Source organism: Streptomyces sp. NBC_00273, from assembly GCF_036178145.1.
Classification (GTDB): domain Bacteria; phylum Actinomycetota; class Actinomycetes; order Streptomycetales; family Streptomycetaceae; genus Streptomyces.
The window spans coordinates 7,464,632-7,476,963 of record NZ_CP108067.1 but is presented as its reverse complement, the minus strand read 5'-3'; the positions used below and the strand labels follow the sequence as shown (position 1 = coordinate 7,476,963).

Annotated in this window: 12 protein-coding genes; all 12 read right to left on the bottom strand. The window is 70.3% G+C overall.

All coding sequences use genetic code 11. The features are described from left to right. Positions 1-50 precede the first annotated feature (50 nt). Positions 51-2,891 carry a DEAD/DEAH box helicase gene (locus tag OG386_RS33385; protein WP_328791155.1) on the bottom strand — a complete coding sequence of 947 codons (2,841 nt, stop codon included), beginning with the start codon at positions 2,889-2,891 and terminating at the stop codon, positions 51-53. Positions 2,892-2,937: 46 nt separating this feature from the next. Continuing rightward, the gene (locus OG386_RS33380; RefSeq protein ID WP_328791154.1) at positions 2,938-3,837 is read right to left on the bottom strand and encodes a diacylglycerol kinase; all 900 of its coding nucleotides are present in this window, start codon (positions 3,835-3,837) and stop codon (positions 2,938-2,940) included. An 81-nt stretch (positions 3,838-3,918) separates the two neighbouring features. Then, the gene (tatC, locus tag OG386_RS33375; RefSeq protein ID WP_328791153.1) at positions 3,919-4,884 is read right to left on the bottom strand and encodes a twin-arginine translocase subunit TatC; all 966 of its coding nucleotides are present in this window, start codon (positions 4,882-4,884) and stop codon (positions 3,919-3,921) included. Positions 4,885-4,931: 47 nt separating this feature from the next. Then, on the bottom strand, positions 4,932-5,222 hold the full coding sequence (gene tatA, locus OG386_RS33370; RefSeq protein ID WP_266598430.1) for a Sec-independent protein translocase subunit TatA: 291 nt from the start codon (positions 5,220-5,222) through the stop codon (positions 4,932-4,934). A gap of 169 nt (positions 5,223-5,391) precedes the next feature. Beyond that, positions 5,392-5,592: a hypothetical protein gene (locus tag OG386_RS33365; protein WP_328791152.1), complete on the bottom strand. Its 201-nt coding sequence runs from the start codon at positions 5,590-5,592 to the stop codon at positions 5,392-5,394. Positions 5,593-5,618: 26 nt separating this feature from the next. Beyond that, positions 5,619-5,846, bottom strand: a complete 228-nt coding sequence (locus OG386_RS33360; RefSeq protein ID WP_030770382.1) for a hypothetical protein — start codon at positions 5,844-5,846, stop codon at positions 5,619-5,621. A gap of 14 nt (positions 5,847-5,860) precedes the next feature. Beyond that, entirely contained in the window at positions 5,861-6,829 is a 969-nt protein-coding gene (locus tag OG386_RS33355; protein WP_328791151.1) for a helix-turn-helix transcriptional regulator, read from the bottom strand. Positions 6,830-6,932: 103 nt separating this feature from the next. Continuing rightward, complete coding sequence (locus OG386_RS33350; protein WP_328791150.1) at positions 6,933-7,889, bottom strand: helix-turn-helix transcriptional regulator; 957 nt, start codon at positions 7,887-7,889, stop codon at positions 6,933-6,935. A gap of 172 nt (positions 7,890-8,061) precedes the next feature. Then, on the bottom strand, positions 8,062-8,454 hold the full coding sequence (locus OG386_RS33345; RefSeq protein ID WP_030016328.1) for an FKBP-type peptidyl-prolyl cis-trans isomerase: 393 nt from the start codon (positions 8,452-8,454) through the stop codon (positions 8,062-8,064). A gap of 28 nt (positions 8,455-8,482) precedes the next feature. Continuing rightward, positions 8,483-9,424 (bottom strand): FKBP-type peptidyl-prolyl cis-trans isomerase, encoded by a 942-nt coding sequence (locus tag OG386_RS33340; protein ID WP_328791149.1) that lies wholly within the window; start codon positions 9,422-9,424, stop codon positions 8,483-8,485. Between the two features lie 127 nt (positions 9,425-9,551). Continuing rightward, positions 9,552-10,913, bottom strand: a complete 1,362-nt coding sequence (gene pafA / locus OG386_RS33335) for a Pup--protein ligase (RefSeq protein ID WP_328791148.1) — start codon at positions 10,911-10,913, stop codon at positions 9,552-9,554. 128 nt (positions 10,914-11,041) lie between these two features. Then, positions 11,042-12,304, bottom strand: a complete 1,263-nt coding sequence (locus OG386_RS33330) for an MFS transporter (RefSeq protein ID WP_328793465.1) — start codon at positions 12,302-12,304, stop codon at positions 11,042-11,044. Between the last annotated feature and the right edge of the window lie 28 nt (positions 12,305-12,332).

Here is a 12,332-nt window from a genome sequence, read left to right as displayed (position 1 = left end):
AAGAGATCAGATCAGGCCATCCCCACGCTCGGAGGAAGCCCCAAAACCGCCTAGCCGACCGAGCTGTAGGCCACTACACCCCGAAGCAATGCGTCGACGGCCTTGCGGGCATTTCGCGCCACCGTGCTCCCGCTGTCGCCGGAGGCCGCCGGAGCCGCCGCAGCGACCTGCCCGAGCACGTCGATGACCTGCTTGCACCAGCGCACGAAGTCACCCGCCGGCATCTCCGCCTCGCGCAACACCTCGTCCAGGCTCTTGTCGGAGGCCCACTGGTACGCCGCCCACGCGAAGCCGAGGTCCGGCTCGCGCTGGCCCACGCCCTCCGCCTGGTTGATGCGGTGCTCCTCCTCCAAAGCGTCGAGGCGGCCCCAGATCCGGACCATCTCGCCGAGCGCCACCTTCGCCGCGCCACCGGGCACCTTCGGCGCGACCGCGTCGTCGGACTGCCGCGCCTCGAAGACCAACGCCGAGACGCAGGCGGCCAGTTCGGCCGGGCTCAGGCCCTCCCACACCCTGGCGCGCAGGCATTCGGAGGCCAGCAGGTCCAGCTCCCCGTACAGCCGGGCGAGCCGCTTGCCGTGCACGGTGACCTCGTCCTCGCGCAGGTAGTCCAGCTCGGTCAGCAGCGCGTGGATCCGGTCGAAGGTGCGGGCGATGGTGTTCGTCCGCCCCTCGATCCGCCGCTCCAGCGCTTGCGTGTCCCGCTTGAGCCGGTGGTAGCGCTCCGCCCAACGGGCGTGGTCCTCGCGCTCGTCGCAGCCGTGGCAGGGGTGCGCCCGCAGCTCGCTGCGCAGCCGGGAGATCTCACGGTCGTCGGCGGCCGCGGCCCGGCCGCGGGAACGCCGCTCCGGAGTGATGTGCCCGGCCTTGGTCCGCAGCTGGGACGCCAGGTCCCGACGGGACTGCGGCGAGCGCGCGTTGAAGGTCTTGGGGATCCGCATCCGGTCCAGCGCCTCGACCGGGACCGGGAAGTCGATCGCGGCGAGCCGCTTGACCTGCCGCTCGGCGGTGAGCACCAGCGGACGCGGGCCCTCGGCGTACTCGTACCCACGACTGCCGTGGACCCGCCCGGCCGGCACGCCCGGGTCCAGGACCAGCGCGAGCCCGGCGAACTTGCCCGTCGGCACGTGGATGATGTCGCCCGGCTTGAGCTTCTCCAGCGAACTGGCCGCCTGCACCCGACGCTGCGCGGCGCCCTGCTTGGCCAGGTCCGTCTCGCGGTCCTTGAGGTCACGGCGCAGCTGCGCGTACTCCTCGAAGTTCCCCAGGTGGCAGGTCATGCCCTCCTGGTAGCCCTCCAGGCCCTCCTCGTTGCGCTGCACCTGCCGGGAGATCCCGACGACCGAGCGGTCGGCCTGGAACTGCGCGAAGGAGGTCTCCAGGAGCTCGCGCGAGCGGTGCCGCCCGAACTGGCTGACCAGGTTCACGGCCATGTTGTACGACGGCTTGAAGCTGGAACGCAGCGGGTACGTACGGGTACCCGCGAGCCCGGCGAGCCCCGCCGGGTCCATGCCGCGCTGCCAGAGCACCACCGCGTGGCCCTCGACGTCGATGCCGCGCCGACCGGCCCGGCCGGTCAGCTGGGTGTACTCGCCGGGGGTGATGTCGGCGTGCTGCTCGCCGTTCCACTTGACCAGCTTCTCCAGGATCACCGTGCGCGCGGGCATGTTGATGCCCAGCGCCAGGGTCTCCGTGGCGAAGACGGCCTTCACCAGGCCGCGTACGAAGAGCTCCTCCACGACCTCCTTGAAGGTGGGCAGCATGCCCGCGTGGTGCGCGGCGATGCCCCGCTCCAGCCCTTCGAGCCACTCGTAGTACCCCAGGACGTGCAGGTCCTCGGTGGGGATGGAGGCCGTCCGCGCCTCGACGAGCTCGCGGACCTTGAGCCGCGCGGATTCGTCGTTCAGCCGCAGGCCCGCGTACAGGCACTGCTGGACGGCGGCTTCGCAGCCGGCCCGGCTGAAGATGAAGTTGATGGCGGGCAGCAGCCCGTCGCTGTCGAGGCGGGCGATGACCTCGGGGCGGGACGGGGTCCAGATCCGGCCGCGGGAGCGCCGCTCGCGCTCGCGGTCGGCCTCGCGGACCATCTTGCCGCGCCGCCGGTCCTTCGGACTGTAGGTGCGGCTGTTCTCCTCGCGCGCCATGCGCAGCAGGTCGGGATTGACCTCCCGGCGCGCGGAGCCGCGGCCGCCGTGGTCGGACTCCTCCTCGAAGAGGTCGTAGATCCGACGGCCGGCCATGACGTGCTGCCACAGCGGTACGGGCCGCTCCTCGGAGACGATCACCTCGGTGTCCCCGCGCACGGTGTCCAGCCAGTCGCCGAACTCCTCGGCGTTGGACACGGTGGCCGACAGGGAGACCAGGGTCACCGACTCGGGGAGGTGGATGATCACTTCCTCCCAGACGGCCCCGCGGAACCGGTCGGAGAGGTAGTGGACCTCGTCCATCACGACGTAGCCGAGGCCGAGCAGCGACTGCGAGCCCGCGTACAGCATGTTGCGGAGCACCTCGGTGGTCATCACGACCACCGGCGCCTCGGAGTTGACGCTGTTGTCACCCGTCAGCAGGCCCACCTTGTCGGCGCCGTAGCGCTTGACGAGGTCGGCGTACTTCTGGTTCGACAGCGCCTTGATCGGCGTCGTGTAGAAGCACTTGCGTCCCTGCTGGAGGGCCAAGTGCACGGCGAACTCGCCGACGATGGTCTTGCCCGAGCCGGTCGGGGCGGCGACGAGGACGCCTTTGCCGGCCTCCAGCGCCTTGCATGCCTCGACCTGATACGGGTCCAGGTCGAAGTCGTACATCTCGCGGAAGGGGGCCAGGGCAGAGGCCTCTTCGGCGGCGCGGATCCGGGCAGCGGCGTACCGCTCGGCGGGTGAGAGTTCTTCGGTCATCTTGCTGTCGAGCCTACCCGCCACCTCTGACAACAGTCGCGATCATTTAAGTGAGCAGCCGGACGGCCCGGGGAACGCATTCGGCGGTCACCGGCAGCGCCCCCAGCGGCTCGCCGTCCGCGTACGCGCTCAGGCCCGCCGCCTCCAGGGTGATCTTCCTGACCCGGTGGACGGTCACCTTCGGATGGTCGAGGTGGCGGCCCTTGTAGACCTGCGGGAACACCTTGAGCAGGGTGGCCCGGCTGCAGTCGCCGACCACCGTGACGTCGAAGAGTCCGTCGTCGGGGACGGCGTCCGCGCAGATGCGCATGCCCCCGCCGTAGGAGGATCCGTTGCCGACGGCCACCAGCGTGGCCTCGGTCTCGATCACCGGCCCGTCGTCCAGGGTGATCCGGTACGGGAACGGTCGGAAGGCGGCCAGCTCCGCGATCATCGCCAGGTCGTACTTGAACCGCCCGGCCGGCAGCCGCATCCGGTTGCCCCGGTCGTTGACCCGCGAGTCGAAGCCGGAGCACAGCACGGTCCCGAACCACTTCTCGTAGTCGGCGCCGCCCACCCGGCCCAGGTCGATCTCCCGGATCCGGCTCTCCTTGACGGCTTCGGCGGCCATCCGCCCGGCCCGCGCCGGCTCCCGTACGGGCAGCCCCATCGCGCGCGCGAAATCGTTCCCGGTGCCCACCGCGACCACCCCGAGCGGCACCGGCGTCCCCGCCAGGGCCTGGAGCGCCAGGGAGACCACCCCGTCGCCGCCCACCGCGATCACCGCACCGGTGCCCTCACGGACGGCGGCCGTCAGCCGGGCCAGCGCGTCCGGCGCATCGGCGCCCACGACGGTCCGTACGGAGAAACCTGCCTCCCGGACAGCCGAAGCGGCCGGCTGCGCGGCGTGCGCGCCCCGGCCGCGTCCGGCTGTGGGATTGACGAAGAGGGTGACCTCGTGGCTCATCCACGGGAATGTACCGGAGCCCGTTCTCGGGCCCCGGTCGCCCCCCGGGGCACCTCCCGGCGGTAGCCGGGGGCGCACCCGTCAGGTGGCGTCGTCGTAGCCGTTGATCCGCTGGCGTCCGCCGTCGGCCTGTTCGGGCAGCGCCGCGGGGGCCGGAACGGATTCCAGCGCGCCGATCGGCGCCGGGGTGAGGTCCAGCTGTGAGGCTTCGTCGTCGCTCAGATCCGCGTCGGGGTCGTTGCGCCTGCGCCTGCGGTCGTTGAGGAGACAGATGCCGAGGGCGGCGAAGTAGAGGGCCACGATGGGCACGGCCAGCGCGAGCATCGTCGGCGGGTCACCGGTGGGCGTCGCGAAGGCGGCGAAGATCGTGATGCCGAGGACCATGCCCCGCCACCAGCTCGCCAGCCGCTTGCCGGTGAGCACACCGGTGAAGTTCAGCAGGATCAGCAGCAGCGGCAGCTCGAAGGCGAGGCCGAACACGATCACCATGCGGGTGACCAGGTCGAGGTAGTCGTCGACCGGCAGCAGGTTGCGCGCGTGGTCGGGGGTGAACTCGAGCATGATCGTCGCGGTCTGCGGGAGGATCTTGTACGCGATCACCGCGCCGGTCAGGAAGAGGGGCGCGCCGACCGCGACGAAGCTCCGCGCGTACTTCTTCTCGTGGCTGTGCAGCCCGGGCGCGGCGAACGCCCACAGCTGGTACAGCCACACCGGGGCGGACAGCACCACACCGGCCATCAGTGCGACCTTCAGGGCGATCGAGAACGCCGAGATCAGGCCGTTCACGGTCATGTCGGCGCAGGGGCGGCCGTTGCGCTGGGTCACCACACCGTCCGTGCAGCCGACGGAGTCCAGCATCGGCTTCAACAGGAAGTTGATGATCTCCCGGTAGAAGAACGCGGCGATGATCGTGATCACCACGATCGCCAGGACCGACTTCAGCAGGCGGTTACGAAGCTCACGCAGGTGCTCGACGAGAGGCATGCGCCCTTCGGCGTCCTTCGCCTGCCGTTCCTTCTTCTCCTGCTTGCGGGCAGAGTTGAGCAACCCACGTCCCTTGTCTCGTTGCAGATGACTGGCGTGTACGGCGGGTGTCAGCCCTGGGCGGTGCGGTTCGGCTCGCTCACCGGACGCGAGCTGCTGACGTCACCCGGAGCGGCCTGGATGGTACGCGGGGCGACGGGCTGCTGCGCGGACTGGTCCGCGGGCGCGGCGGCGGCAACGTCGTCACCCTCGCCGTCCTTCTTCATGGCCTTGGCCTCGCTCTTGAGGATGCGGGCCGACTTGCCGAGGGAGCGGGCCATGTCAGGGAGCTTCTTGGCGCCGAACAGCAGGATGATGAGTCCGACAATGACGAGGATTTCCCAACCCCTGAAGTTGCCCATAGGTATCTTCCTTCTTCTCCGAGGTTCACAGCACGCCGGACGGGCGCCTAGGACTTGCTCTACCGAGGATCGTAACCCCAGGGGGTTAACGCCCGGCAATCCCCGGGGGTCACCGCGGTTGCACCTGGGCAGGTTCATCATGCCCAGGTCACACGCGTTCGTCCCCGGGTCAGGGACGTACGCCGTGTCCCGCCCGGGCCAGGTCGACGGCCGCCCGCTCGAGGTCCGCCGAAGCGTCGGTGACCCGGCGGCTGGCCTGCGCCACCTGGGACGCCAGTCTGCGCACCTCCACGTACACCCGCACCGCGAGCACGGCGAGCACGGCCACTCCGAGGAAGCCCAGGACAATTGCGAACATCGGCCACAGCATGGGGCGAGCCTAGGCCACCCGCCCGGTCAAATGCTGCGCAGGGTGCTCACGCCACCACCGGTGAGCAGTTCCACGATCCGCTCGCCGGCGGGTTTGCGTACGGCGGCACCGCATGCCGGACAGGTGAAGGAATAGAAGGTGGCCCGCCTGCTCCCCCCGATGGCCAGCCGCAGGGCGCCCGCGTCCAGCTCGAAGCGGGCCCGGCAGTCGGGACAAGAAGCCTTGAAGGCGACGGGCCCGGACGTTGGCGACATCGACCGCGTTCCCCTCAGACCTGTTCCCCGTACCCCGCCAGCGCCTCCCGGGCGGCGCTGCGCGCGCTGTCCGCCAGCTCGGCCGGAGCGACGATCCGGCCCTCACGGCCCAGCCGCAGCGCCAGCCGGCGCAACGAGGCCGGGTCCGGGCTGCGCAGGGTGATCCGCAGACCGCCCCCGGCCAGCTCCTCCGCGCTGTCGTGCGGGTAGTACTCGGCGACCCAGCGCCCGCCCGGCCCCACCTCGACCACGACCTCCGGGTCCTCGGCCGCCGGCTGGACCAGCCCCTCGGACAGGTCGCGCGGCTCGATGGCGGGCGGCTCGGCCCGCTCGTCCAGCAGCCGGATCTCCGCGACCCGGTCGAGTCGGAAGGTCCGCCGGGCCTCCGAGATGTGGCACCAGCCCTCCATGTACGTGTGCCCCACCGCGAAGAGCCGGATCGGGTCGACCGTGCGCTCGGTGAGCTCGTCCCGCGCGGGCGAGTAGTAGCGCAGCCACAACCGCCGGCGCTCCGCGATGGCCCGGTCGACGTCCGCGAAGACCCCGCCCTCGGACTCGAAGGTCACCGACAGCCGGGAACTGGCCCCGGCCACCTCCCCCGCGGCCGCCTCCAGCTTGGCCGTGGCCCGCAGCAGGGCGTTCCGGTCGCTCTCGCGCAGCCCCGGCAGGGTGGCCACCGCGCGCGCGGCCACCAGCAGCGCGGTCGCCTCGTCGGCGGCCAGCCGCAGCGGCTCCGCGGTGGACTCCCCCGAGGCGTCGGGATTGCGCCACCAGATGCGCTCCCCGTCGGTGTCGATGTCGAGCAGGTCCCCGCCCCGGAAGCTCGTCCCGCACATGGGCAGCACGTCGAGGTCCGAGATCAGCTCGTCCTCCGTGATCCCGAAGGCACGCGCGACGTCCGCGACGTGCGCACCGGGGCGCTCGCGCAGGTAGGTCACCAGGGACAGCATCCGGCGGGTCTGGTCGATGGCGTTGGCAGCCATGCTGGTACGTCTCCCCCTCAGGGCACGTCTTGGATGTCGCTCTTGTGAAACGGTGCGGCCGCGGATCGGCCGCCGGGCCCGCGGGCCCCGGGATCGGGCCCGATCAGGCCCCGGCCACGGCCCGCAGCCGGTCCACCACGTCCGCCCGCAGGTCGGCCGGACCGACCACGACGACGTCGGGCCCGAACTCGACCAGCCAGGCGTCCAGCCCGTGCCCGTACGGGATCTCCAGCTCGTCCCAGCCGTCCCCGCCCTCGCGCACCGCGGTGGCCTTGGCCCGCAGCGGGTAGCCCGCCCCGGCCCGCAGCCGGATCAGCGCGCTGCGGTCCGCGCTCTCCCCGGCCCAGCTCGCCACGGTCTCCCGCACGGTCACCACGTCCGGCACGTCGGCCGTGTACTTCGCGGCCCGGGAGCGGACCTTGCCGGTGATCCGCGAGAGCCGGAACACCCGCTCCGCCCCGCGGTCGCGGTCATAACCGGCCAGGTACCAGTGGCCGCGCCAGCACTCCAGCGCCCAGGGCTCCACCTGCCGGGCCTCGGGCCGGGCGGCGGTGGACTTGCGGTAGTCGAAGACCACCGGCCGGCGGTCCCGGCAGGCCAGCATCAGCGGCTCGAAGGCCGCCTCGTGGACCGGGATGCGCGGCTCGATCGCACTGTGCTGTCCCTCGTACGGGTCCTCCGCCTCGGGCATCCCGCCCGCGCGCAGCTTCTGCAGGGCCCCGCTGGCGGCCCCCGCCAACCGCGCCTGCTGCCAGACCTTGGCCGCCAGCCCCAGGGCGGCGGCCTCCTCGGCGTCCAGCGAGACGGGAGGCAACCGGTTGCTGTCCCGGCGGGCCAGGTAACCGGTCTCGCCGTCCAGGTTCTCCACCGTCTCGATGACCAGGCCGAGTTCGCGCAGATCGTCCTTGTCCCGCTCGAACATGCGGTTGAACGACTCGTCGTTGCCGGCTTCCATGTAGGCCTCGATGGAACCGCGCAACTCCCGCTTGCTGAGCGGCCGGCGGGTCCCCAGCAGACACAGCGCCAGATTCATCAGCCGCTCGGCCTTGGCAATCGCCATCGACGCCCTTCCGCCCTTCTCCGCCTGCACATCCGTCGGACCGTCACACGGGACACGACCGGTTGCGGACGGACCCGTTGACCGTTGACCGTACCGCCCCGGCGCGCCCGGGCAAAAGCGAGGGGCCCCCACCGGACGGCGGGGGCCCCTGCACCGATCGCGGATGGCCGGATCAGCCGACCTTGACCAGGTCGCAAACGAAGATCAGCGTCTCGCCCGGGGCGATCGCACCGCCCGCGCCACGGTCGCCGTACGCGAGGTGCGCCGGGATCGTCAGCTTGCGGCGGCCACCGACCTTCATGCCCTGGACGCCCTGGTCCCAGCCTGCGATGACCTGACCGATGCCGAGCTGGAACTGCAGCGCGGAACCGCGGTTCCAGGAGGCGTCGAACTCCTCGCCGGTGGAGAAGGCCACACCCACGTAGTGGACGGAGACCCGGTCGCCCTTCTTGGCCTCGGCGCCGTCGCCCACCCAGATGTCGTCGATCACGAGGTCCTTGGGGGCCTCGCCCTCGGGGAAGTCGATCTCGGGCTTCTGGAGGTCACTCACGGAACTTCTCCTCATACGTACGAAACGGTCAACCGGAACAGTCTTACATCACCGCGACGATGTCGAGGCTGAAGACCAGCGTCGACTTCGCCGGGATGGTGCCCTGCTCCTTGTCCCCGAAGGCCTGGTCCGGCGGGATGACCAGCAGGATGCGGCTGCCGGCCTTCTTGCCGACGATGCCGTCCTTCAGACCCTTGACCGAAAGCTCACCCAGCGGCCAGGTGACGGCCTGGCCACTGGTGTAGGTGCTCTCGAAGGACTTGTCGTCCTTCCACGTCTTGCCGTTGAACCTGACCACGACGCTGTCGGTGTCCTTCACGACCGCGCCGTCACCCTCCAGGACGTAGTCCGAGACCAGCTTGGTGGGCTCGGCGGTGTCCTTCGGGACGGTCACCGACACTTCCTTGCCGTCCGTGTTCGTGCCGACCTTGGGCAGGTCCTTGTTGTCCTGGGCGACTTCCTTGCCCGTGGCCGAGGCCGGTACGGACGTGCCCTTGACGATGTCCACGACGAAGACCAGCGTGGCGTTCGGCTTGATCTTCGGGGGCGAGCCCTGGGCCCCGTAACCGAGCTCCGGCGGGATCACCAGCTCGACGCGGCTGCCGACCTTCTGGCCCTCCAGGCCCTGGTCCCAGCCCTTGATGACCGCGCCCGCACCGATCGTCACGTCGAAGGGCACGGGCCGCCCGAAGCTCTTGTCGAACGACTCGTTGCCGTCCCACACCTGGCCGAGGTAGTGGACCTGCGCGATGTCGTCCTTCTTGAGCACCGGCCCGGCGCCCTCGCTGATGGTCACCACCTTGAGCTCCTTGGGCGGCGCGCCCTTCCCCTTCGACAGGGTGGGCGTCTCCCCGAAGGCGGCACCCTTGGTGATCGCGGGAGCCCCGTTCTTCATCTGGGCGGAGTCGGAGCCGCTGTCATCGCCACACGCTGCGGTCGTCAGCAGCAGCAGGGGTACGACAAGCAGGCCGGCAAGTCGGCGCACGTGTTCCTCAGATCTCAGACGGCAAAGCGGTCGCTCGCCACTCTAAGCCGTGCACAGGGCCCCGTACGAGAGACGTACGGGGCCCTAGCGAGGAGTGCGATGTCACACTGCGGTCACCCTGCGGGTCCTACATGCCCGCGATCAGCTTCTCCACCCGGTCGTCCACCGACCGGAACGGGTCCTTGCACAGCACCGTCCGCTGCGCCTGGTCATTGAGCTTCAGGTGCACCCAGTCGACCGTGAAGTCCCGCCGCTGCTCCTGAGCCCGCCGGATGAAGTCCCCGCGCAACCGCGCCCGCGTCGTCTGCGGGGGCACCGACTTGCCCTCGAAGATCTTCAGGTCGTTGCAGATCCGCGCCGCCTGCCCCTTGCGCTCCAACAGGTAGTACAGCCCGCGCCGACGGTGGATGTCGTGGTACGCGAGGTCTATCTGAGCCACCCGCGGATTCGACATGGTCATGTTGTGCTTGGCCCGGTACCGCTCAATCAGCTGGTACTTCATGACCCAGTCGATCTCGGTCCCGATCCGGTCCAGGTCCTCCGCGTCGATCGCGTCGAGCGTGCGGCCCCACAGCTCCAGCACCTGGTCCACCACGCCGGTACGGATCCCCCGGCGCTCGGCGAAGTCCACCGCCTTTTCGTAGTACTCCCGCTGGATCTCCAGCGCCGAAGCCTCCCGGCCGCTCGCGAGGCGCACCTTGCGCTGACCCGTGATGTCGTGGCTGACCTCACGGATCGCCCGGATCGGGTTCTCCAGGGTCAGGTCCCGCATCACCGTGCCCGCCTCGATCATGCGCAGCACCAGGTCGGTGGCCCCGACCTTGAGCAGCATGGTCGTCTCGGACATGTTCGAGTCACCCACGATCACGTGCAGCCTGCGGTAGCGCTCGGCGTCCGCGTGCGGCTCGTCCCGGGTGTTGATGATCGGCCGCGAGCGGGTCGTCGCGGAGCTGACGCCCTCCCAGATGTGCTCGGCCCGCTGACTCACGCAGTAGACCGCACCCCGCGGCGTCTGCAGCACCTTGCCGGCGCCACAGATCAGCTGGCGCGTGACGAGGAACGGGATGAGAATGTCCGCCAGGCGGGAGAATTCCCCGTGCCGGGCCACCAGGTAGTTCTCGTGGCAGCCGTACGAGTTGCCCGCCGAGTCGGTGTTGTTCTTGAAGAGATAGACGTCGCCCGCGATTCCTTCCTCGTGCAGGCGTCGTTCGGCGTCGACGAGCAGACCTTCGAGAATGCGCTCGCCTGCTTTGTCGTGAGTGACCAACTCGGTCACGTTGTCGCATTCGGGAGTTGCATATTCCGGATGCGAACCCACGTCGAGGTACAGGCGGGCGCCGTTCCGCAGGAAGACATTGCTGCTGCGGCCCCATGACACAACACGGCGGAAGAGGTAGCGCGCCACTTCGTCAGGAGACAGTCGGCGCTGTCCCCTGAACGTGCACGTGACGCCGTACTCGTTCTCCAGCCCGAAAATGCGGCGGTCCATGACTGAACATTACGCCTTCTGCCCTCTTCTGAAACCGGGTTCGGGAGCGCCATTTCGATCAGCTCCCGTCAGCGGGCCGATCGACGCCCCGATCACGGCCCGATCGGCCCATCCGGCGCACCCACCGATCAGGACGCCGACGACACCTCCGACGGCACGTCAGGAGCCACCTCCGACACACCGTCGGACGAACCCGCCACCGCACGACTGCGCCCGCCAGTTGCCAACACCCGCTGAGTGACCATCAGGACCAACAGCGCCGAACCGCCCGCCACGCTCGCCACACCGAAGCCCGCCGCGGTACCACCGAGCTCCACCGCCGGCCCCGCAGCCGCCGTACCGATCGCCGCACCCACCCCGAAGAACGTCACCAGCCACGAGAACGCCTCCGTCACCGTGCCCGCCGGAGCGTGCCGGTCCACCACGATGAACGCACACGCCAACGCGGGCGCCAGGAACACGCCCGACAGCGCCGACAACCCCGTCATCGCCACCGCGCCCGGAACCAGCATCAGCGGCAGGTAGCAGACCGCCAGCAGAGCCACCAGCAGCCGCAGCCGCCGCTCGGGCGCACCGGCCCACTGCCGCGCACCGTAGAACACCCCACCGATCAGCGCACCCAGCCCCAGCGCCGCCATCAGCCAGCCGTACACCGCCTGACCGCCGTGATCATCCGCGTACGCCACACCCGCCACCGTGATCGAACCCAGCGCCATGCCCACGAAGAAGAACGCACCCAGCAGCGCCAGCAGCCCCCGCGAACGCAACGCCCCCAGCCAATGCGCCTCCCGCGGCTCCGAACGCCACTTCCGCGAAGGCTCGCTCACCACCACCGACAGCGCGCCCAACACACCGATCGCATTCAGCGCCAGCAGCGCCCCCGCCGGCGACCACATCGCCACGAACAGCGTCACCAGCAGCGGACCGACGGTGAACATGACCTCCTGGGCCACCGCATCCATCGCGTACGCCGCGTGCACCTTCTCCTCACGACCGCCCAGCACCCCCGGCCACAGCGCCCGCAGCCCGCCCTCCAGCGGCGGCGTGAACAGCCCCGCGACCACCACCGCGGCGTACGCGGCCACCGCGGACCCCGTACCCGCGAACGCCAGCCACACCATGCCCAGTGCGGAGACCAGAGCCGCCGGCAGCTGCACCCGCGGCTGCCCGAACAGGTCCACGGCCCGCCCCAGCAGCGGCTGACCCACCGCGTTCGCCAGCCCGTACACGGCGGCCAGCGCCCCCGCCAGGCTGTAGCTGCCGCCCTCGGCACGCGTGAACAACACGATCGCGATCGGCCCCGTGGCATTGGGCAGCCGGCCCACGAGCGTGCCCACCAGCAGCCTCGCGGCGTGCCTGGTCCTCAGCAGCTCCGCGTATCCCGCGGCCATCTCCGCCCCACCTTCTGCCCGGATCCAG